Source organism: Paraburkholderia sp. EG286A (genome assembly GCF_040965375.1).
Taxonomy (GTDB): domain Bacteria; phylum Pseudomonadota; class Gammaproteobacteria; order Burkholderiales; family Burkholderiaceae; genus Paraburkholderia.
This window is the reverse complement of record NZ_JBFRCB010000003.1, coordinates 497,965-519,021: the sequence shown is the minus strand read 5'-3', so window position 1 is coordinate 519,021 and position 21,057 is coordinate 497,965. Positions and strand designations below refer to the sequence as shown.

Sequence of the window (21,057 nt, the reverse complement as noted above, 5' to 3'; positions counted from 1 at the left end):
ATTGGCGCGCCCGTGAGCGAAGCCGATCCGCTGGATCGGCCTCGCGAGGCGCACGGCTAGCCAGGCAGCTTCGCCAGTGCCTCGCCCGTGACGAGCACGACGCCGCTCTCGGTGCGATAAAAGCGCTCGGCGTCGCGCGTGGCGTCTTCGCCGATCACGGTGCCGTTGGGAATCGTGCAGCCGCGGTCGACGACGACCTTGCGCAGCCGGCAACTCGTGCCCACCGTCACCTGTGGCAACAAGACTGCCTCGGCAATGTTGCAGAACGACTGCACGACGACATTCGACGAGAGCACCGAGCGCGAAATCTGCGAACCCGAGATCACGCTGCCGCCGCACACGATCAGGTTGGTGCCCGAGCCCTGCAGGCCGTTGAGGTCGCGCACGAACTTGGCGGGCGGCAACTGTTCCTGGTAGGTCCAGATCGGCCAGTTGCGGTCGTAGAGATCGAGTGTGGGAATGGTCGAGGCGAGGTCGAGGTTGGCGGACCAGTAGGCGTCGACCGTGCCCACGTCGCGCCAGTACGGTTCGGCGGCCGGGTCCGACGACACGCAGGACATGCTGAACGGATGCGCGATGGCGTGGCCGTCGCTCACCACGCGCGGAATGATGTCCTTGCCGAAGTCGTGGTCGGTGGCCGAGCGCGAAATGTTCTCTTCGAGCAGATGGACGAGGTAGTTGGTGTCGAACACATAGATGCCCATGCTCGCGAGCGCGATGTCGGGGCGGCCGGGCATGGCGGGCGGGTCGTCGGGCTTTTCGACGAAGCCGGTCACGCGGCGCGACTCGTCCACGGCCATCACGCCGAACGCGCGCGCTTCCAGGCGCGGCACCTCGATGCAGCCCACCGTGCAGTCGGCGCCGCTCGCGGCATGATCGGCGATCATGCGCGTGTAGTCCATCTTGTAGATATGGTCGCCGGCCAGCACCACCACGTACTTCGGGCTGATCGAACGGATGATGTCGAGGTTCTGGTAGACGGCGTCGGCGGTGCCCCGGTACCAGTGCGCGCCTTCCACACGCTGCTGCGCGGGCCACAGGTCGAGGAACTCGTTGAATTCGCCGCGCAGGAAGCCCCAGCCGCGCTGCAGATGGCGCAAGAGCGAGTGCGCCTTGTACTGGGTGACGACCGCAATGCGGCGGATGCCCGAATTCAGGCAGTTCGAGAGGGCGAAATCGATGATGCGGTACTTGCCGCCGAAGTACACGGCCGGCTTCACGCGCTTGTTGGTGAGCGGCCCTAAGCGCGTGCCGCGGCCGCCAGCGAGCACGATGGCGAGGGTGGTGCGTTGCAGATCGTTGAGGCTTGCCGGAGTTTCCATGGTCGTCTCCTTGTTGTGCCCCCCGGTACGGCCGCCGCGGCCCGCCTCGTCGTGCCCGGGCCGGTGCGGTCCTTCTCTCGCGTGCTTCGCGTGTCCCTGATGCGGCGCGTTTCGCGGTGCAACACGCGTGCGTCTCTCGCGTCGCGGACGTCTCGTGCGTCCTGTATTGACTGTTCTAGCACCGAATGCAGCGTAGCGCGAATTGCCTGTGCCCAGGGTCGGACATGCGCGCCGCGTTCGTGCGAGGCGTTGATGAGCAGCAAACGGCATGCCGCTAAGGTTCGCCGGGCGAGAAAGCCGGCATGAGTGGGGCGGGACCGCTAGAATCGCTGGCTGTACCGGCGCCATTTCGCCGTCCTGTTTTTCTGTCCGACCTTTCGCCCGATCTCCCGTCGATGAGAGCCATCCTGAACCACTCGCTTGCCCGCCTTGCTCCCTTCGTTGCCGCGCTGGGTGCGGCCGCGCTCTGTCACGTCGCCCTCGCTGCCGACTCCGAGGCGAGCGGGGCTGCGGCTTCGGCGGCGTCGTCAGCGCAAGCCGCGATCGAGACGCCCGACGGCCCCGCGTATGGTCCCGAACTGCAGGGCTTCGAGTATCCGCATCCCGTGCATGACTTTGCATTCGTTTCGCAGGGCCAAACGCTGCATATGGCGTACATGGACGTGCAGCCCGCGAAACCGAACGGACGCACCGTGGTCCTGCTGCATGGCAAGAACTTTTGCTCGGCGACGTGGGACGCCACCGTCCGCGAGTTGCACGCCGCGGGCTACCGCGTGATCGCGCCGGACCAGATCGGCTTTTGCAAGTCGAGCAAGCCCGCCGCGTACCAGTTCAGCTTCCAGCAGCTCGCGCGCAACACGCATGCGCTGCTCGCGGCGCTCGGCGTGCATGACGCGACGATCGTCGGCCATTCGACGGGCGGCATGCTGGCGGTGCGCTACGCGCTCATGTATCCGCGCGAAACGGAGCAGCTCGTGCTCGTGAACCCGATCGGGCTGGAAGACTGGAAGGCGAAGGGCGTGCCGTCGATTTCGGTCGACGACTGGTACGCGCGCGAGCTCAAGACGAGCGCCGACGGCATTCGCCGCTACGAGCAGGCCACCTATTACGCGGGCCAGTGGCGCCCGGCCTACGAGCCGTGGGTGCAGATGCTGGCGGGCATGTATCGCGGGCCGGGCAAGACGCAGGTGGCGTGGGATTCGGCACTGCTCTACGACATGATCTACACACAGCCGGTGATCTACGAGTTCGGCCAGTTGCAGATGCCGACGCTCTTGCTCATCGGCGACAAGGACACGACCGCCATCGGCAAGGATCTCGCGCCGCCCGAGGTGCGCGCGCAGCTCGGGCACTATCCGGTGCTGGCCAAAGCCGCGCAGCGCGCCATTCCCCACGCGACGCTCGTGGAGTTCGCCGATCTCGGGCACGCGCCGCAGATGCAGGATCCGCGGGCGTTTCATGCCGCGCTGCTCAAGGGTCTCGACGCGTTGAACACCTCGCACTAAAGGCGCGGTCGAGGGCGGGCGCGATTAGCGTCCCGCGGCGGCTTCCTTCAATTCCTCGCGCGCTTGCGCCGCCATCTCGAACGAACGCAGGCGCGCCGCGTGGTCGTGGATCTGCGCGGTGACGATGAGCTCGTCCGCGCCGGTCTGCTCGATCACCGAGGCGAGGCCCGCGCGCACGGTCTCCTGGTCGCCGACCACGGAGCAGGCGAGCGAGTGCGACACGCCGGCGAGTTCGAACTCGTTGGCCGCGATCTGCTCGACCGGCGGCGGCAACTGCCCCGGCGTGCCGCGCCGCAGATTCACGAACTGCTGCTGCAGCGAGGTGAAGAGAAAGCGCGCTTCTTCGTTGGTGGGCGCGCCGAACACGTTCACGCCGACCATCGCATGGGGCTTGGCGAGCACCGCCGATGGACGGAACTGCGAGCGGTACAGACGCAGCGCCGTGAGCAGATGGTCGGGCGCGAAGTGCGAGGCGAACGCGAACGGCAGACCCATGGCCGCCGCAAGCTGGGCGCCATAGAGGCTCGAGCCGAGGATATAGAGCGGCACGTTCAAGCCCGCGCCGGGCACCGCGCGCACGCGCTGGCCTTCCACGGGCGCGGCGAAATAGCGCTGCAGCTCGGCCACATCGTCGGGGAAGCTGTCGGCGCTGCCCTGCAGGTCGCGGCGCAGCGCGCGCGCCGTGGTCTGGTCGGTGCCGGGCGCGCGCCCGAGGCCGAGGTCGATGCGGCCGGGGTAGAGCGCTTCGAGCGTGCCGAACTGCTCGGCGATCACGAGCGGCGCGTGGTTCGGCAGCATGATCCCGCCCGAACCCACGCGGATGGTCTGCGTGCCGCCCGCCACGTAGCCGATCACCACCGAAGTCGCCGCGCTGGCGATACCCGTCATGTTGTGATGCTCGGCCAGCCAGAAGCGGTGGTAGCCGAGGCGCTCGGCGTGGCGGGCGAGATCGAGCGTGTTGTGCAGCGCGGCGCCGGCATGGGAGCCTGCCGGGATGGGCGAGAGGTCGAGTACGGAGAAGAGGGTCATGGGCTAGCGTGGGGCCTGGTATGGAGAGCGCGACACGCGTGCTGTGCGCCGGTTGCCCGACGCGGGGCCGCAAGGCAGTCGCAAGGTGCGGCCATTGTGCCAAAGCACTTTCGTTCGTGCTGGCGGCCTTCGGGAACCCATGCCGCCCGCGTGGGTTCAGAAACGGCTGATTGCTTTTGCACCCAGTCGATTTGAATATTAACGAGAACTACTCCCGTTTAAATGCGAAGAACGTACTTTTAATTCAAATTTATTAAAGAATCATTTCTAGATGCTTACCGAATTTTTTCGGGGCGGAAAAGCTCTGGAAGGCGGCTGTTTTATCGCTGAAATAGTTACGCTTTTACAACTTTGGCAACGCATTTTCCCGCGTCCGTCGAAAGCAACTGACGGAGCTTGCTGATACAATTTTCGGCGTCGAATCGGGGATCGACCATGTCCAACGGTTTCATACGATGGTTTATCTCCATTCGTTGTTTGTTCAATTACCTCGCATCATGCAAACCGGCATTCATTGGCCGGTTTTCAGCTTCAAATACGTAATGCGGCTACGATGCGCGGCTTATTTCTGGATTTTCAGGGCAGGGAAATGGTACGTGGTGAAACGCGAATTCCGGTCGGGGCACCGCAGGAGCTTCTCGCCTTGCGCGCAGCCCGCGGCGAGCGCGGCTCGGCCCACGTGACCGGCCAAGGCGGCGCGTCATGACGGTGTCGCAGGTTTTCGCCATCCCGGCGCCCTGGCCCGTGCTCGTCTGGGTCGTGGTCGTGCTGTGCGGCGTGGCCGCTTTCTACGGCCTCGTCGCCGCGCTGACGATGCCGCGCCTCGGTTCGGCGGCGCTCGTGCGCGAAGCCGCGCGCCGCGCGCGCCGTGCGCACCCGCAGCCCGTGAGCGTGCTCAAGCCCTTGTGCGGCGCCGAGCCGCGCCTCTACGAGAATCTCGCGACCTTCTGCGAGCAGCGGCATCCGCGCTTTCAGTTGCTGTTCGGCGTGTCCTCGCCGGCGGATCCGGCCATTGCCGTGGTGCGCCGGTTGCAGGCGGCGTATCCCGGCCACGACATCGAGCTCGTGATCGATCCGCGCGTGCACGGCAGCAATCTCAAGGTGAGCAACCTCATCAATCTGGCTGCACGCGCGCGCTACGACGCGATCGTCGTGGCCGACAGCGATATCGCCGTCGAGCCCGACTATCTCGAGATCGTCACCGCGCCGCTCGCCGACCCGGACGTGGGCGTCGTGACCTGCCTCTACAGCGCCCGCAGCATCGGCGGTTTCTGGCCCCGCGTGGGCGCGCTCTTCATCAACGAGTGGTTCGCGCCTTCGGTGCGCGTGGCGCATTCGACGGGCTCGCGCGCGTTCGGTTTTGGCGCGACGCTCGCGCTTTCCCGTGCGACGCTCGAGCGCATCGGCGGTTTCGCCGCACTCAAGGACTGCCTTGCCGACGACTATCTGCTCGCCCGCTATGCGCGCGATCACGGCCTCGCCACGGTGCTGGCGCCCGTGGTGGTCGCCACCGACGTGATCGAGCCGACCTTCGGCTCGCTCTGGCTGCGCGAGACGCGCTGGCTGCGCACCATCCGCTCGGTGAATCCGGCGGGCTTCGCTTCCCTGTTCATTACGTTTCCCACGCCGTGGCTCGTGCTGGGCGCGCTGTTCTACGGCCTGCTCGCGGCGGGCGCGGGCATCGGCGCGTGCGCGACGACGCGCGCGGCGCTGGCCGGGCTCGCCACGGCCACGATGGCGGGTATCATTGCGCGTTTGATACTGCACGCGCGAGCGAGCGGAAGCTGGCGCGGGTTCTGGCGCGATTTGCCGCTCGTGCCGCTGCGCGACGTGCTGCTGGCCCTGCAGTGGCTTTCGGCCGCGTTCGGCTCGCACGTGATCTGGCGCGGCGTGCGCGTGAGCGTCGCCAACCCCGAGGCCGAAGCGCATTCCGCCATGGCGAGGCCCGCGAGCACGCGGCGGCCTGCCGTCGAAGGATCGGACGCTCGCTGAGCGCGTCGCTTTTTTACCGCGCTTCTTTACCGAATTGTCACCTCAATCATCACCCGACAGAGTACGGGTACCCGGAGCACTCATCGCATGAAAACGCTGTTTCTGCAGGCCCCGTCGTATGACGGCTTCGACGGTGGCGCGGGCTCGCGCTACCAGGCAAAGCGCGAGATCCGCTCGTTCTGGTATCCCACCTGGCTTGCGCAGCCCGCGGCCCTCGTGCCCGACAGCCGCGTGCTCGACGCGCCGGCCGACGGCCTGGGTGTCGAAGAGACGCTGAAGATTGCAGCCGCGTACGACCTCGTCATCATCCACACGAGCACGCCGTCGTTCCCGACCGACGCGCTCTTCTGCGAAGACCTCAAGAAGCGCAAGCCGTCGATCGTCATCGGTCTGGTGGGCGCGAAGGTGCAGGTCGATCCGCATAATTCGCTCACGGCAAGCGAGGCGATCGATTTCGTCTGCCGCGAGGAATTCGACTTCACCTGCAAGGAAGTCGCCGAAGGCATGCCGCTCGCCGAGGTCAAGGGCATTTCGTGGCGCGCGAAGGACGGCTCGATCGAGCACAACCCGGGCCGCCCGGTGCTGGAAGACATGGACTCGCTGCCGTTCGTCGCGCCGATCTACAAGCGTGACCTGAAGATCGAGAATTACTTCATCGGCTACCTGAACTATCCGTACGTGTCGATCTACACGGGCCGGGGCTGCAAGTCGCGCTGCACGTTCTGCCTGTGGCCGCAGACCGTGAGCGGCCACGTCTACCGCACGCGTTCGGTCGAGAACGTGCTCGAGGAAGCGAAGTGGATCCGCGAGAACATGCCGGAAGTCAAGGAGCTCATGTTCGACGACGACACCTTCACCGACGACTTGCCGCGCGCCGAAGCGATCGCCATGGGTCTCGGCAAGCTCGGCATGACGTGGTCGTGCAACGCGAAGGCGAACGTGCCGTACAAGACGCTCAAGGTCATGAAGGAAAACGGCCTGCGCCTCTTGCTCGTGGGCTTCGAATCGGGCGACGACCAGATTCTCGTGAACATCAAGAAGGGCGTGCGTACGGACTTCGCGCGCCGCTTCAGCGCCGACTGCAAGACGCTCGGCATCAAGGTGCACGGCACCTTCATTCTGGGGCTGCCGGGCGAGACGCAGGACACGATCAGGAAGACGATCGAGTACGCGAAGGAAATCAATCCGCATACGATTCAGGTGTCGCTGGCTGCGCCCTATCCGGGCACGACGCTCTACAAGCAGGCCGTGGAAAACGGCTGGATGGAAGAGAACAAGACCATCAACCTCGTTTCGAAAGAGGGCGTGCAACTGGCCGCGATCGGCTATGCGCACCTGTCGCGCGACGAGATCTATCACCACCTGGAACAGTTCTATCGCCAGTTCTATTTCCGGCCGTCGAAGATCTGGGAGATCGTGCGCGAGATGCTCACGAGCTGGGACATGATGAAGCGGCGTCTGCGCGAAGGCGTGGAGTTCTTCCGCTTCCTGCGCGCACACGAGGCATGATGGACCGCTCGTCCCCCGATGCGCGCGCGCTCATCTTCACCGCCGACGACTTTGGCCTGCACGAGCGGGTCAATGCGGCGGTGGAGCGTGCGCATCGCGAGGGCGTGCTCGACTGCGCGAGCCTGATGGTGGCCGCGCCCGCCGCGGCGGACGCCGTGGCGCGGGCGCGCCGCACGCCGGGTTTGCGCGTGGGGCTGCATCTGGTGCTGGCGGACGGCGCGGCCATGCTGCCGCGCGCGCAGATTCCCGCGCTCGTCGATGCGCAAGGGCGTTTCGGCGACAACATGGTCCGCGACGGCGTGCGTTTCTTCTTCCTGCCGCACGTGCGCAGGCAGCTCGCGAAGGAGATCCGCGCGCAGTTCGAAGCGTTCGCGGCGACCGGGCTCGCGCTCGATCACGTGAACACGCACAAGCATTTTCATCTGCATCCTACGGTGCTCGCGCTGATCCTCGAGATCGGCCGCGACTACGGTCTGCGCGCGATGCGTCTGCCGCTCGAGGCAGGCGCGCCGTTCGCGCTCAAGCCCTGGCTCGCGCTCGTGCGCGCGCGGCTCGCGCGTGCGGGGGTTGCGCACAACGACTACGTGGTCGGCATCGCGAAGACCGGCGCAATGGACGAGGCCGCCGTGCTCGACGCGCTCGCGCATCTGCCCGCGCAGGGCGTGGGCGAGATCTACTGCCATCCGGCGCTCGCCGATGAAGCGCACGAAGGACCCATCACGCCGTCGATGCAGACGTATCGCCACGCCGACGAATTCGGCGCGCTGATCTCGCCGCGCGTGGCCGCAGCGCTCGCGCAGGCGGGCGTGCGCCGCGGCGGCTTTACCGACGTCTTCTTCGGCGCGGCTTCGGGCTCCGATCCCGCCGCGTCGCGCGGCCCCGAGGTGCAGGTGTCATGAAGTGGCTGCAATGGTTGGGCCTGCCGGTCGGGATCACCATCCTGATCGGTCTCGTGGTCCATGGCGCGCACGACGTGCTGCGCGTGATCGGCACGGCAGGCCCCATGCTGCTCTGGCTCGTGCCGTTCCACGCGCTGCCGCTCCTGCTCGACGCTCATGCGTGGCGCCTCCTGCTCGACAAGCGCGCACCGCTGAGCTTCCTCTGGTGGACCGCGACCGTGCGCGAGGCCGTGAACCGGCTGCTGCCCGTGGTCGGCGTGGGCGGCGAACTCGTTGGCATTCGCCTCGCACGCTGGAAGGTGCGCAATGCGAGCGAGGTCACGGCTTCGGTGATCGTCGAGGTGTTCGTGACGATCGCCGTGCAATACGCGTTCTCGGCGCTCGGCGTCGTGCTGATCGTCGCGGCGACCGGCGATGGCGGTTCGCTGCGCACGATCGTCACGCTCGCACTGGCGCTCGTGCTCTCGGCGCCGCTGCCGGTGCTCGCGGTGTTTCTGGTGCGGCGCGGCGGCGTTTTCCATGCGATCGAACGCTGGGCCGCGAAGCTGCTCGGCGCCGACAATCCGCTCATGCTCGGCATCGACGGCAAGCAGCTGGACGCCGATCTCGACGCGCTGATGTCGCGCACGGGCCTCATGTTTCGCGCTTTCTTCTGGCAGCTCGCCGGCTACATGCTCGGCGCGTTCGAGACGTGGTGGGCGCTCGCGCTGCTCGGCCATCCGGTGACGGTGGGCGACGCGCTCGCCATCGAGGCCATCACCCAGGCTGTGCGCCATGCCGCCTTCATGGTGCCCGCGGGCCTCGGCGTGCAGGAAGTCGCCGTGGTGCTGCTCGCGCAGCTTTTTGGCGTGAGCCAGGACGTGGCGTTCTCGCTCGCGCTCGTCAAGCGCATGCGCGAAGTGGTGTTCGGCGTGCTCGCGCTGCTCTCGTGGCAGGCCGCGGAAATCGTTCGCACGCGTCGCGCCATGCGCCACGGCGCGCAGGCCGCCGCGCAGTCCGCCACACAGTCTGCCGATGCGCTGCCCGCCGCGGCGAGCGTGTCCGCACGCGCGCTCCGTCCGAAGCGGGACTCGCAGCACGATCAGGTCCATTGACGGTACATTGTGGGCATGTCGTGGCGCGCCGGATCGGCGCGCGTAGACGCAAGCCCATGTTGATGCGTTAGCAAGGACATGAAGCCCACGTTTTCACTCACGCGTTCGCTCGCGCTCGCGTGCGCCGCCACGGCGGCGTTCACGCTTTCCGGCTGCGACGATCGCCAGTTCGATGCCATGCTCGACACCATCCGGCAGGGATTCAAGGCGTTCTTCGATTCCGTGAAGCCCGACGCGCTGCTGCTCAAGGGCCTCACGCCCGGCGTTTCCACGCTCGAGCAGGTGCGCGGGCAAATGGGCAAGCCCGAGACCGAGCGCGTGTTCGACGACGGCTCGCGCCGCCTCGAATATCCGCGCGGCCCGCAGGGCCTGAAGACCTGGATGGTCGACATCGGTCCGAACGGGCGGCTCGTGGCCATCACTCAGGCGCTCACGGCGGAAAACTTCGCGAAGATTCGCGTCGGCATGAGTGAGGACGAGGTCCGGCAATTGCTCGGTAAGCCTGGGCAAGTGGCCGGCTACCGCTTGAAGAAGGAGACGGTGTGGAGCTGGAAGTGGCTGGAAGGGGGCGTGACGCCCGAAGCGTATTTCAATGTGCATTTCGGACCGGACGGGCGGGTCACGACGACCTCGCGCTCGGACGTGATCCGCGGTCGCTGACTCGGTCGAGCCAGTCGACCCAGGGCCACGCAAGGAGGCGCGCATGATGAACCGGCGACGGCCCAAGCGTGTGGGACTCGTGCTCGGCGGTGGAGCGGCGCGCGGCTGGGCGCATATCGGCGCGATTCGCGCGCTCGAGGAAGCGGGCATCAAGCCCGACGTGGTGTGCGGCACGTCGATTGGCGCGCTGGTCGGCGCCGTGTACGCGAACGGCGATCTCGACTGGCTCGAGGACTGGGTGGGCAAGCTCACCTGGCAGACCGTGGTGCGCCTGCTCGACTTGCGTTTTTCGGGCGGCCTGCTCGGCGGGCGCAAGGTGATCGACCTGTTTGCGCACCAGTTCAACGGCCGCTCGATCGATGACCTGAAGCTGCCGTTCACGGCGGTCGCCACCGAACTCGACACGGGGCGCGAAGTCTGGCTGCGCGAAGGCGGCGTGGTGGATGCCGTGCGCGCGTCGATCGCGATTCCCGGCATCTTCACGCCGATCTGGCATGACGGCGTGTGGCTCGTGGACGGCGGACTGAGCAACCCGGTGCCGGTGTCCGCCGCGCGCGCGATGCGCGCGGACACCGTGATCGCCATCGACCTCAATCACGACATTCTCAACGGCCGCGACCTGGGCGGCGCGATCGACACGATGCCGCGCGAACTGCCCGTGGAGACGAGCGACGCGGCGACGGCGGCATCGGCTGCCGGGGCGGCCAGCGGTGGCGCCAATGGTGCTGAAAACAGCGAAGCGGCGCCCGAACCGCTCCTGCGCCGCAACGGCAAGCGCTTTCCGCGCTGGCTGCAGCCTGCAGGCCCCGGCGCGGCTGGCGGCCCGGACGTACGCGTGGCGCCGCCGCCCAGCACGCGCGTGCCTTCCGTGTTGAGCTCGGTGGCGCAGAGCATCGACATCATGCAGGTGCGCATTACGCGCAGCCGCCTTGCAGGCGAGCCCGCCGACGTGCTGATCCAGCCGCGCCTGGGCGGCATGGGGATCTTCGACTTTCATCGCGCCGCGCCCGCCATCGAGGAAGGGCGCGCAGCCGTGCAGTACATGATGCCTGCCATCAAGGCGCAGCTTGGGCTGGACTAGGGCATGTCTAGTGCGCGCTCTTAGCTACAGATCCAGAATGCCGGCGACGGCGAATTTCGCCGCCTCCAGTTCTTCGGCTGTCGCCATTTCTCCTTTGTGCCGCCAGACTCTGCCAGCCAGCGAAAGCGTGGTGATCTGGTCGGCCATCGCGACGCAGGGTCTGGCAAGGCCGCTGATGGGGATTTCCGACTCCCACCCGTGAATGATGCTGGTGATGGGCAGCCCGACGAAGCGGCCCGTGAGTTCGTTGAACTCGGCGTCGGTGAGGACGAGGGCAGGGCGATAGCCGTCCTGCTCGCTGCCTGCACCCGGCCCGATGTTGAGCCAGAGGATGTCGCCTGCGTCTGGTGTTCCGTTCTTCATGCGTTCCTTACCATGGGTCGAAACGCGTGGGGTCATCGGGTCCGCCGATTTCGGTCCCTTGCGGCTGGCCGAAGTCGACGAGCGGGTGCGGCTCGAGCTTCCTCTCGCGCAACTGCTGCAAATAGCGCTCGCGCGAGAAGCGTCGGATCGCCGTGTGCGGGCGAACCGTGAGCGAGCCATCTTCGACTTCCACCTCGACTTCCTGCCCCTCCGCCAACGCCAGCTTGCTGGCAAGGCTGGCCGGAATGCGCACCGCAAGGCTGTTTCCCCAGCGCTTCAGGGTTTGTATCGCCATTTCGTCCTCGCACTGAATTAGCCGTCTGGCCAATGACGTATTGAGCTTGATGTCCATACCGGATCGCGATGTATCTACGTGGTTGATACATTCTCGATGCTAGGCTTCACATATGCATGTGTCAACGCGTTGATACGCGTAGTTTCGCGGCGCATGTACGTAGATCAAGGAATGCCGTCCCTGTCATCAGTCCATCGCCGCGACCCATACCCAGCCGTGCTGCGTGCGGCGTAGCGCCGTCACGGAGAGCGGCGCGATTTCGATCGAGCGAAAGCTCGATGACGGCGCGCCCAGCGCGTGAAGGATCGCCGCCCGGATCACGCTCGCGTGCGTGAAGGCGATCAGGTTGTGGCCCGACTCGGGCACCGTATCTAGCCAGGAACCGACGCGCGCGCGGACATCGTCGAACGATTCGCCGCCGCCCGGGGGCCTGAAGCCCGGATCGCGCGTCCAGGCCGCAAGGGCTTCGGGCGCTTCACGCGCGAGATCCGTCAGGCGCCGGCCTTGCCACGCGCCGAAGGCGGTTTCCGTGAGCGCGTCACCAGTTGTCGCCCCCGCGAAGCCCGCCGCGCGTGCGCTCGCGCGGGCGATCGCCGCGGGACTCGTGAGTGCGCGCGGCGCCTCGCCATTGCGATTGCCGCCGGGCAGCCGCGCATGCCAGCGCTCGCGCCATGCGGCAAGCGCCTCGACTGCGCGCGCGTCGAGCGCTTCCTCGGCGTCATCGCCCGGTACAGGCACTTCAGGCACTTTCGGGAATGTGCCCGAGCGCAACACGGCATTCGCCGCATGGCACACCAGCCAGACTGTCGTCGACATGCTTCTCCTTTTGCTTCGCCACTCTGTGGCTGACATTCGAGCCGCGGCCAGCCGCCGCAGCGCGTAGAATACAGGCTCCACGACACGCGGAAGCCGGTGCAAGTCCGGCGCGGTCGCGCCACTGTAACTGGTTGCCGTCGAAAACATCGAAGCAACGGAAGTCAGACCTGCGCGTCGTGAACCACTCTTTCAACGACTAGCGGGGCGCGTAACCCCAGGAGAAGTCAGCATGTCCGAAACCACTTTCCCCTTGCAGCACGCACCGGCCGCGCCGGCGCCCATTCCGCTGCGGGAGATCCTGCCCTGGGCGATCTTCGGCGGCCTCATGCTGCTGCTGGCCCTGTACTTCGTGGGCGCCGAGCAGGGCGCCACCGCGATCTTCCCGGGCATGTACGTCCACGAGTTCGTTCACGACGGCCGCCATCTGCTCGGCTTCCCCTGCCACTGACCGGGAGCTGAACATGGTTGGCAAGTTGCTGGTACGCGGCATGCTCGCAGGCATCGCCGCGGGACTCCTCACGTTCGGCTTCGCGAAGATCGCGGGCGAGCCCCAGGTCGATCAGGCGATCTCCTTCGAGGAGAAAGCGGACGCCGCGAAGGGCGAAGCGCCCGAGCCCGAAATCGTCAGCCGCGAGACTCAGGCGAGCTTCGGTCTCTTCACGGGCGTGATGGTCTATGGCGCGTCGATCGGCGGGCTCTTTGCGCTCGTCTTCGCGTATGCGAATGGCCGCGTGGGGCGTCTTTCGCCGCGCGCGCTCTCGGCCTGCCTCGCGCTCGCGGCGTTCGTCGCGATCTACATGGTGCCGAACATCAAGTATCCGGCGAATCCGCCCTCGGTCGGCGACCCGGAGACGATCGGCTATCGCACCGGGCTCTTCTTCCTGATGATCGCGATCTCGATCGCCGTGTCGGTGTTCTCGCTCAAGGTGCGCGCCGCGTTCGTGCCGCGTCTGGGCGTCTGGAACGCTTCGATCGTGGCGCTCGTGCTGTTCGTCGTCGTGATCGGCGCGGTCCAGCTCGCGCTGCCGACGATCAACGAGGTGCCCGCCGCGTTCCCGGCCGTGCTGCTGTGGAAGTTCCGCACGGTGTCGATCGGCATGCAGCTCATTCTCTGGACCACGATCGGCCTGCTGTTCGGCGCGCTCGCCGAAAAGCTGCTCGGCGCGAACGCCCGTGCGGGCAGCGCACGCGGCACGCAAACGCGCGCCGCGTAAGCTCCGCCGGGTCGCGGCGCGCACGCCGCGCGCCTATCGAAAAAGCGACCCCAAACTTGCGTAAATGCCCCGCGCGCCTCGCGTGCCGGGGCATTTTTTTTTCGCCTTTCAAAAGCATCGCACCCGCGGCTGTGCGGGCCCGGTCCGCACGCGTCGATGCGCCACACGGTAATGCTGCACTGCAATATCCGCGCCGCGCTAGTTTGAGCAATCCATTTTGCACTGAGACGATCCGCGCCAGTTCATCGGTTTCAGCGGCGCCCACGTGCCGCGCGAGGCCGCCCGAAACGACAAAACAACTTTGTTCCGGAGACGCGCGTGATCCTTTACGGCTTTGGCCCGGTGCTGCTCGCCGGCACGATCCAGACCATCGAACTTTCGCTCCTCTCGCTCGGCGTGGCTGTCCTGCTCGGCCTGGCGGGCGCGGCGGCCAAGCTCTCGTTCAACCGGCCGCTCGCGGCCGTGGCGACCGCCTACACGACGCTGATCCGCTCGGTGCCCGACCTCGTGCTGATGCTGCTGCTCTTCTACAGCATCCAGATCGGCGTGAACGAGGCCACCGACGCGCTCGGCATGGCGCAGATCGATATCGATCCGTTCGTGGCCGGCGTCGTCACGCTCGGCTTCATTTATGGCGCGTACTTCACCGAAACCTTCCGCGGCGCGTTTCTCGCGGTGCCGCGCGGCCAGCTCGAAGCGGGCCACGCCTACGGCATGAGCGGCGCGCGCGTGTTCGCCCGCATCCTCTTTCCGCAGATGATGCGTTTCGCGCTGCCCGGCATCGGCAACAACTGGCAGGTGCTCGTCAAGGCGACGGCGCTCGTCTCGATCATCGGTCTCGCCGATGTCGTGAAGGCCGCCCAGGACGCGGGCCGCAGCACCTTCAACCTGTTCTTCTTCCTTGTGATCGCGGCGCTCATCTATCTCGCGATCACCACGCTCTCGAACTTCGCGCTCGTCTGGCTCGAACGCCGCTATTCGGTGGGCGTGCGTCACGCGCAACTGTGAGGAAAAGGCCGTCATGAACGAAATCATTCAGCAATTCGGCCGCGCGTTCCTCTACTGGGACGGCGAGCATGTCTCGGGCCTCGCGATGACGCTGTGGCTGCTCGTGATCTCCGTCGCCTTCGGCTTCGTGTGCGCGGTGCCGCTCGCCGTGGCGCGCGTCTCGAGCCGCCGCTGGCTCTCGCTGCCGGTGCGTTTCTACACCTACGTGTTTCGCGGCACGCCGCTCTACGTGCAGTTGCTGCTCATCTACACGGGCGTGTACAGTCTCGCGTTCATCCGTTCGGAGCCGCTGCTCGACGCGTTCTTCCGCAGCGGCCTGAACTGCGCGGTGCTCGCGTTCGCGCTCAACACCTGTGCGTACACGACGGAGATTTTCGCGGGCGCGATCCGCGCGACCTCGCACGGCGAAGTGGAAGCGGCGCGCGCCTACGGCATGAGCCCGTTCACGATGTACTGGCGCGTGATCCTGCCTTCGGCGCTGCGCCGCGCACTGCCGCTGTACAGTAACGAAGTGATCCTGATGCTGCACGCGACCACGGTGGCCTTCACCGCGACGGTGCCCGACATCCTCAAGGTCGCGCGCGACGCCAACTCGGCCACCTACCGCTCGTTCGAGTCGTTCGGCCTCGCGGCGCTGATCTACTGTGCGGTATCGTTCGTGCTGGTGGCCGCGTTCCGCCGCGCCGAAAAACGCTGGCTCGGCCATCTCGCCGTGCGCACCCGCTGATTCACCGGAAACTGGAGACCATCTTGGCTCAGACGCAATCCTCAGATAGCAAGCTCGTCGCGCGCGACATCCACAAGCGCTACGGCGACAACGAGGTGCTCAAGGGCGTCTCGCTCGACGCGAAGAAGGGCGACGTGATCAGCATCATCGGCGCGAGCGGTTCGGGCAAGAGCACGTTCCTGCGCTGCATCAATTTCCTCGAGAAGCCGAACGCGGGCGAGATCGTCGTGGACGGCGAGGCCGTGCGCACCAAGGCGGGCCGCAACGGCGACCTGGATGTGGCCGATCACAAGCAGTTGCAGCGCATCCGCACCAAGCTCGCGATGGTGTTCCAGCACTTCAATCTCTGGTCGCACATGAACGTGCTCGAGAACGTGATGGAAGCGCCTATCCACGTGCTCGGCGTGCCGCGCAAGGAAGCCGAGGACCGCGCGCGGCAGTATCTGGAGAAAGTGGGCCTGGCACCCCGCGTGGAGAAGCAATATCCCTCGCATCTTTCGGGCGGCCAGCAGCAGCGCGTGGCGATTGCGCGTGCGCTCGCCATGCATCCCGACGTGATGCTGTTCGACGAGCCGACTTCGGCGCTCGACCCCGAACTCGTGGGCGAAGTGCTCAAGGTCATGCAAAAGCTGGCCGACGAGGGCCGCACGATGATCGTCGTCACGCACGAAATGGGCTTTGCGCGCAACGTCTCGAATCATGTGATGTTCCTGCACCAGGGGCGCACGGAGGAAGAGGGCTCGCCCGCCGATGTGCTCGGCGCGCCGAAGAGCGAACGTCTGCGCCAGTTCCTCTCCGGCAGTCTCAAGTAAGCGGCGCGTTCAGTCTCGCGCCTCGTCTCGCCGATGGTCCGTTCCACCGTTCTTCCTCCCGCTGCCTTGCCTGCCGCCGCGCCCGGCGGCCAGGCGCCGCTCGCGCGCGCCAGCCGCACGACCCAGGTGGCGATCGTCGCGCTGCCGCCCGTTTCGATGTCGGGCGTGGGCCCGATCGTCGACGCGCTCAATCTCGCCAACGAGATCGACGGCCGCGCGCTGTACCGCTGGCAGATGTGCTCGTGGAACGGCCGCCCCGTGCCGCTCGCGGGCGGCGCGCAGTGGCCCGCCGACTGCGCCTTCGGCGACGCCGTTGCGGCCGACTGGCTGATCGTCGTGACCGAGCGCTACCAGCAGTTCGCCGACTACCGGCTCTTTCTCGCGAGTCTCGCGCGTGTGGGGCAGCGCACGCCGCTCGTCACGGGCATTCACCACGGCATCTGGTGGCTCGCGATGGCGGGGCAGTTGCAGGGCTACCGAGTGGCCGCGAACTGGGAAACTTTCCAGCAGTTCGCCGAGCAGTTCGAGCGCACCATCGTCACGCAGCACATCTATGAAATCGACCGCGATCGCGCGACCTGCTCGGGCGGCCAGGCCACGCTCGACTTCATGCTCGCGATGATCGGCCGCGACCATGGCCCGGAACTCGCCGAGCGCATTGCCGACGCGCTGGGCGCCAGCACGCTGCGCAGCGGCGACGAGCGCCAGCGCATTCCATTCGTGACCGCGCCCGGCGAGCGGCACCCGCGCCTGAACGATGCGCTCAAGCTGATGGAGGCGAATATCGAAGACCCGCTCACGACCGACGAGATCGCGAATCTCGTGGGCGTGTCGCGGCGGCAGCTCGAGCGGCTCTTTCGCCAGTACCTCGGCGCGATGCCGTCGAAGTATTACCTGGGCCTGCGCCTTGCCAAGGCGCGCTCGCAATTGCAGCGCACCAGCAAGTCGGTGGTGCAGATCAGTCTCGCGTGCGGCTTTTCGTCGGCGGCGCATTTTTCGAATGCATACCGCGAGCGCTTCGGCGTGACGCCGCGCGAGGACCGCCGCAACTGGATCGAGCGCCAGCACGGCGGGGCCGCCGCCGAACCGCGCGCGGGCGCGCTCGTCGAGCCGCCGGAAGTGCAGTGAGCATAGCCGCGGTGCAGCAAACGCCCGGAGCTTGCAGGTTCCGTACGAAAAAACGCGTCGCGCCTGCGCAAGACGTTTGCCGCGAGCTTGCCTACACTGCTCAAGTGTCGACGGGACTTGGCGCTTGAGCGCTTAGTCCCGTCCCATGCAACGCCACCTGAGCGAAAGGGCACGGCCCCAACGCACACCGACCCCGAATTCGACACGCACCGAGAAATAGAGGAATCGCCATGAACGACCAGACTGTGAGCCGCAAGACCTTCGACGAAGTGATGGTGCCGTGTTTCTCGCCCGCGCCGTTCGTGCCGGATCGCGGTGTCGGCTCGCGCGTGTGGGACACCGAGGGCCGCGATTACATCGACTTCGCCTGCGGCATCGCCGTGACGTCGTTGGGCCATGCGCATCCGGAGCTGCTGCGCGTGCTGCAGGAGCAGGGCAGCAAGCTCTGGCACATCGGCAACGGCTACACCAACGAGCCGGTGCTGCGCCTCGCGCGCCAGCTCGAAGCGCTCACGTTCGCCGATCGCGCGTTCTTCGCGAACTCGGGTGCGGAGGCCAATGAGGCGGCGCTCAAGCTCGCGCGCCGCGTGGCGTTCGATCGGCACGGCGCCGACAAGTTCGAGATCGTCTCGTTCACGCAGTCGTTCCACGGACGCACCTTCTTCACCGTGAGCGTGGGCGGCCAGCCCAAGTATTCGGAAGGCTTCGGCCCCGTGCCGGGCGGCATCACGCATCTGCCGTACAACGACATCGAAGCGGCAAAGCGCGCCATCGGCGCGCAGACCTGCGCCGTGATCGTCGAGCCGGTGCAGGGCGAGGGCGGTGTGATTCCCGCCGATCCCGCGTTCCTGCGCGCGCTGCGCGAAGCGTGCGACGCGCACGGCGCGCTGCTGATTTTCGACGAAGTGCAAACGGGCGTGGGCCGCACGGGCCACTTTTACGCCTACGAAGATACGGGCGTCACGCCCGACATCCTCACGACGGCCAAGGCGCTCGGCAACGGCTTCCCGATCGGTGCGATGCTGACGACCGAAGCGATTGCCGCGCACTTCAAGGTGGGCGTGCATGGCACGACCTATGGCGGCAATCCGCTGGGCGCCGCGCTGGCGGGCAAGGTGGTCGAGCTCGTGAGCGATCCGGCGCTGCTGGCGGGCGTGCGTGCGCGCGGCGAAGCGATTCGCGGCAAGCTCGCGAAGCTCAACGAGCGTTTCGACATGTTCAAGGAAGTGCGCGGCAAGGGGCTCTTGATCGGCGCGGAGCTGAATGCGCGCTTTGCGGGCCGCGCCAAGGACTTCAACGGGGCGGCCGCGAACCGCGGCGTGATGATGCTGATTGCCGGGCCGGACGTGCTGCGCTTCGCGCCCTCGCTCATCATTCCCGAAGCAGACCTCGACGAAGGCTTTGCGCGCTTCGAGCAGGCCTGCGCAGATGTGATCGGCGCACGCTAAATCGCAACCCAGCCGCAACCCAGCGCACACACAGGACCGACGATGCTATTCGTTCGCCCCGCCAGGCTTTCCGATCTCGACGCGATCGCCCACATGGCGCGCACCGCGCAGCCGGTGCTGCATTCGCTGCCGCACGACCGCGCGGCGCTGGAAGCGCGCATCGCGCTTTCCGAAGATTCGTTCCGCGCGGACGTGGACTTCCCCGGTGAGGAGTTCTATTTGTTCGTGCTCGAAGACTCCGCCACGGGGCGGCTCGTCGGCACCTCGAGCATCGTGGCGGCGGCCGGCTATGCCGAGCCGTTCTACGCGTTTCGCAACGACGCGCTCATTCATGCGTCGCGCGAGCTGCACGTGAACCGCAAGATACACGCGCTCACGATGTCGCACGAACTCACGGGCAAGAGCCGCCTCGCGGGCTTCTACATCGAGCCGTCGCTGCGCGGCGACGCGGCCGCGCATCTCATGTCGCGCGCACGCATGATGTACGTCGCGATGAACCGCCGGCGCTTCACGCCTGAAGTGTTCACGCTGCTGCTCGGCGTGACCGACGACAAGGGCGTGTCGCCGTTCTGGGAGGCCGTCGGGCGCAAATTCTTCGGGCGCGACTTCAAGGACATCGAACTGGCGTCGGGCGGACGCAGCCGTACCTTCATCGCCGAGGTGATGCCGGCTTATCCGCTCTACGTGCCGCTGCTGCCGGAGCCCGCGCAGCGCGTGCTCGGCGAGCCCGATCCGAGCGCCTTGCTCGCTTACGAAATTCATCTGGAAGAGGGCTTCGAGCCCGACCGCTACGTCGATATTTTCGATGCGGGTCCGGTGCTCACCGCGCAGGTCGATCGCACGGCTTCCGTCGCTGGAAGCGAGACGCGCACGGTGCGTGAAGTTGCGCTCGCAACGAATCGAGAGGGCGCGGCGTATCTGGTCGCGAGCCAGCACGCGGGCGAGTTCCGCTGCGTGCTCGCGACGCTGCCCGAAAGCGAGAAGGGCGCGGGCATCATCGCGCCGCTCGACGCGAGCGCGCGCGCCGCGCTCGGCGTGCAGGACGGCGAGCCGGTGCGCTGTGCGCCGCTGTATCGCGCCACCCCGCAAACAGAGGACGCTTATATGGGAGACGCACAATGATCGTGGTACGCGTCGTGCAAACGGGCGACGTGGACGCGCTCGTCGCGCTCGCCCAGGAAACGGGCCCCGGCCTCACCACCTTCAAGCCCGACCGCGAGGCGCTCAAGGCGCGCATCGAGCGCGCGCGGCGTACGCTCGCGGGCGAGGCCGCGCCGCGCGAAGCCGGCTACTTCTTCGTGATGGAAGACACGGCCACGGGCGACGTGGCCGGCGTTTGCGGCATCGAAACGGCCGTGGGCCTGGAGCAACCGTTCTACAACTACCGCGTGAGCACCGTGGTGCATGCGAGCCAGGAACTCGGCATCTGGACGCGCATGCGCGCGCTCAATATCTCGCACGATCTCACGGGCTACGCCGAGGTGTGCTCGCTGTTTCTTTCGCCGCGCTATCGCACGGGCGGGGTGGGCAGCCTGCTGTCGCGTTCGCGCTTCATGTTCATCGCGCAGTTTCGCGAGCGCTTCCCCGAGCGCCTGTGCGCGGAATTGCGCGGCCATTTCGACGCGCAAGGCACGTCGCCGTTCTGGCGCGCGGTCGGTTCGCACTTCTATCAAATCGATTTCAACGCTGCCGACTACCTCAGCTCGCACGGACGCAAGTCGTTCCTCGCGGAGCTGATGCCGCGTTACCCGGTGTACGTCGAACTGCTGCCCGAGGAAGCGCAGGCATGCGTGGGCCTCACGCATGCCGACACGATTCCCGCGCGCCGCATGCTCGAAGCCGAGGGGCTGCGCTACGAGAATCACGTCGATATCTTCGACGCGGGCCCGGTGCTCGAATGCCATATCAGCGACCTGCGCACGGTGCGTGACAGTGTGGTCGTGCCGGTCGAGATCGGCGAGGCGCACGCCGAAGAGGGGGTGCGTTCACTCGTATCCAATACGTCGCTCGGCGATTTTCGTGTGGGTTTCGCGCCGGGCGTCGTGCACGACGGCGTGTTCACGCTGGGCGCCACGGAAGCGGCGGCGTTGAACGTCGCCGCGGGCGATCCGGTGCGCGTGCTCGGGCCGGCCCAGAAGCAACAAAAAGGATGACC

General features: G+C 66.7%; 21 protein-coding genes and 1 riboswitch. Of the genes, 16 read left to right on the top strand and 5 right to left on the bottom strand.

Annotated elements, in window-relative coordinates:
* Nucleotides 1-56: 56 nt before the first annotated feature.
* Nucleotides 57-1,322 carry a glucose-1-phosphate adenylyltransferase gene (gene glgC / locus AB4Y35_RS15105; protein ID WP_368704934.1) on the bottom strand — a complete coding sequence of 422 codons (1,266 nt, stop codon included), beginning with the start codon at nt 1,320-1,322 and terminating at the stop codon, nt 57-59.
* A 395-nt stretch (nt 1,323-1,717) separates the two neighbouring features.
* Here glgC and AB4Y35_RS15100 point away from each other — a divergent pair, with 395 nt between their 5' ends.
* A complete protein-coding gene (locus tag AB4Y35_RS15100) occupies nt 1,718-2,827 on the top strand; it encodes an alpha/beta fold hydrolase (protein ID WP_368704933.1) in 1,110 nt (369 codons plus the stop codon).
* A 24-nt stretch (nt 2,828-2,851) separates the two neighbouring features.
* Here AB4Y35_RS15100 and AB4Y35_RS15095 read toward each other — a convergent pair whose 3' ends face one another.
* On the bottom strand, nt 2,852-3,856 hold the full coding sequence (locus AB4Y35_RS15095) for an LLM class flavin-dependent oxidoreductase (protein WP_368704932.1): 1,005 nt from the start codon (nt 3,854-3,856) through the stop codon (nt 2,852-2,854).
* A 702-nt stretch (nt 3,857-4,558) separates the two neighbouring features.
* Between AB4Y35_RS15095 and hpnI the strand changes: the two genes are divergently transcribed.
* The 6 genes from hpnI to AB4Y35_RS15065 all read left to right on the top strand — a co-directional run bounded on the left by hpnI (nt 4,559) and on the right by AB4Y35_RS15065 (nt 11,091).
* Nucleotides 4,559-5,848, top strand: a complete 1,290-nt coding sequence (gene hpnI, locus AB4Y35_RS15090; RefSeq protein ID WP_368704931.1) for a bacteriohopanetetrol glucosamine biosynthesis glycosyltransferase HpnI — start codon at nt 4,559-4,561, stop codon at nt 5,846-5,848.
* An 87-nt stretch (nt 5,849-5,935) separates the two neighbouring features.
* Nucleotides 5,936-7,357, top strand: coding sequence for a hopanoid biosynthesis associated radical SAM protein HpnJ (gene hpnJ / locus AB4Y35_RS15085; RefSeq protein WP_368704930.1), 1,422 nt, complete (start codon nt 5,936-5,938; stop codon nt 7,355-7,357).
* Entirely contained in the window at nt 7,357-8,256 is a 900-nt protein-coding gene (hpnK, locus tag AB4Y35_RS15080; RefSeq protein ID WP_368705412.1) for a hopanoid biosynthesis-associated protein HpnK, read from the top strand. Before hpnJ ends, hpnK begins: the two co-directional genes overlap by 1 nt.
* Nucleotides 8,253-9,350, top strand: coding sequence for a lysylphosphatidylglycerol synthase domain-containing protein (locus AB4Y35_RS15075; protein ID WP_368704929.1), 1,098 nt, complete (start codon nt 8,253-8,255; stop codon nt 9,348-9,350). The genes hpnK and AB4Y35_RS15075 overlap by 4 nt, the downstream gene beginning before the upstream one ends.
* A gap of 78 nt (nt 9,351-9,428) precedes the next feature.
* Nucleotides 9,429-10,010 carry a hypothetical protein gene (locus AB4Y35_RS15070; protein ID WP_368704928.1) on the top strand — a complete coding sequence of 194 codons (582 nt, stop codon included), beginning with the start codon at nt 9,429-9,431 and terminating at the stop codon, nt 10,008-10,010.
* Between the two features lie 43 nt (nt 10,011-10,053).
* Nucleotides 10,054-11,091, top strand: a complete 1,038-nt coding sequence (locus AB4Y35_RS15065) for a patatin-like phospholipase family protein (protein WP_368704927.1) — start codon at nt 10,054-10,056, stop codon at nt 11,089-11,091.
* 24 nt (nt 11,092-11,115) lie between these two features.
* Here the strand turns inward: AB4Y35_RS15065 and AB4Y35_RS15060 are convergent, their stop codons facing one another.
* From AB4Y35_RS15060 to AB4Y35_RS15050, 3 genes are all read right to left on the bottom strand, one after another.
* Complete coding sequence (locus tag AB4Y35_RS15060) at nt 11,116-11,454, bottom strand: type II toxin-antitoxin system PemK/MazF family toxin (RefSeq protein ID WP_368704926.1); 339 nt, start codon at nt 11,452-11,454, stop codon at nt 11,116-11,118.
* 7 nt (nt 11,455-11,461) lie between these two features.
* Nucleotides 11,462-11,806, bottom strand: coding sequence for an AbrB/MazE/SpoVT family DNA-binding domain-containing protein (locus AB4Y35_RS15055; protein ID WP_368704925.1), 345 nt, complete (start codon nt 11,804-11,806; stop codon nt 11,462-11,464).
* Between the two features lie 129 nt (nt 11,807-11,935).
* Nucleotides 11,936-12,565: a histidine phosphatase family protein gene (locus tag AB4Y35_RS15050; protein WP_368704924.1), complete on the bottom strand. Its 630-nt coding sequence runs from the start codon at nt 12,563-12,565 to the stop codon at nt 11,936-11,938.
* Nucleotides 12,566-12,609: 44 nt separating this feature from the next.
* Nucleotides 12,610-12,755, top strand: a riboswitch (cobalamin riboswitch).
* A 39-nt stretch (nt 12,756-12,794) separates the two neighbouring features.
* Here AB4Y35_RS15050 and AB4Y35_RS15045 point away from each other — a divergent pair.
* The 9 genes from AB4Y35_RS15045 (at nt 12,795) to astA (ending at nt 21,055) form a co-directional block, all read left to right on the top strand.
* The gene (locus tag AB4Y35_RS15045; RefSeq protein WP_368686485.1) at nt 12,795-13,013 is read left to right on the top strand and encodes a CbtB-domain containing protein; all 219 of its coding nucleotides are present in this window, start codon (nt 12,795-12,797) and stop codon (nt 13,011-13,013) included.
* Between the two features lie 13 nt (nt 13,014-13,026).
* On the top strand, nt 13,027-13,779 hold the full coding sequence (locus AB4Y35_RS15040; protein ID WP_368704923.1) for a CbtA family protein: 753 nt from the start codon (nt 13,027-13,029) through the stop codon (nt 13,777-13,779).
* 318 nt (nt 13,780-14,097) lie between these two features.
* The gene (locus tag AB4Y35_RS15035) at nt 14,098-14,787 is read left to right on the top strand and encodes an ABC transporter permease (protein ID WP_028204762.1); all 690 of its coding nucleotides are present in this window, start codon (nt 14,098-14,100) and stop codon (nt 14,785-14,787) included.
* Between the two features lie 13 nt (nt 14,788-14,800).
* The gene (locus AB4Y35_RS15030; protein WP_158758056.1) at nt 14,801-15,514 is read left to right on the top strand and encodes an ABC transporter permease; all 714 of its coding nucleotides are present in this window, start codon (nt 14,801-14,803) and stop codon (nt 15,512-15,514) included.
* Between the two features lie 23 nt (nt 15,515-15,537).
* A complete protein-coding gene (locus tag AB4Y35_RS15025; RefSeq protein ID WP_368704922.1) occupies nt 15,538-16,326 on the top strand; it encodes an ABC transporter ATP-binding protein in 789 nt (262 codons plus the stop codon).
* Between the two features lie 156 nt (nt 16,327-16,482).
* Nucleotides 16,483-17,454 (top strand): GlxA family transcriptional regulator, encoded by a 972-nt coding sequence (locus AB4Y35_RS15020; RefSeq protein ID WP_324154137.1) that lies wholly within the window; start codon nt 16,483-16,485, stop codon nt 17,452-17,454.
* 230 nt (nt 17,455-17,684) lie between these two features.
* The gene (locus AB4Y35_RS15015) at nt 17,685-18,902 is read left to right on the top strand and encodes an aspartate aminotransferase family protein (RefSeq protein ID WP_368686481.1); all 1,218 of its coding nucleotides are present in this window, start codon (nt 17,685-17,687) and stop codon (nt 18,900-18,902) included.
* 42 nt (nt 18,903-18,944) lie between these two features.
* The gene (gene aruF, locus AB4Y35_RS15010; protein ID WP_368686480.1) at nt 18,945-20,024 is read left to right on the top strand and encodes an arginine/ornithine succinyltransferase subunit alpha; all 1,080 of its coding nucleotides are present in this window, start codon (nt 18,945-18,947) and stop codon (nt 20,022-20,024) included.
* Entirely contained in the window at nt 20,021-21,055 is a 1,035-nt protein-coding gene (gene astA / locus AB4Y35_RS15005; RefSeq protein WP_368704921.1) for an arginine N-succinyltransferase, read from the top strand. Before aruF ends, astA begins: the two co-directional genes overlap by 4 nt.
* Nucleotides 21,056-21,057: the final 2 nt, after the last annotated feature.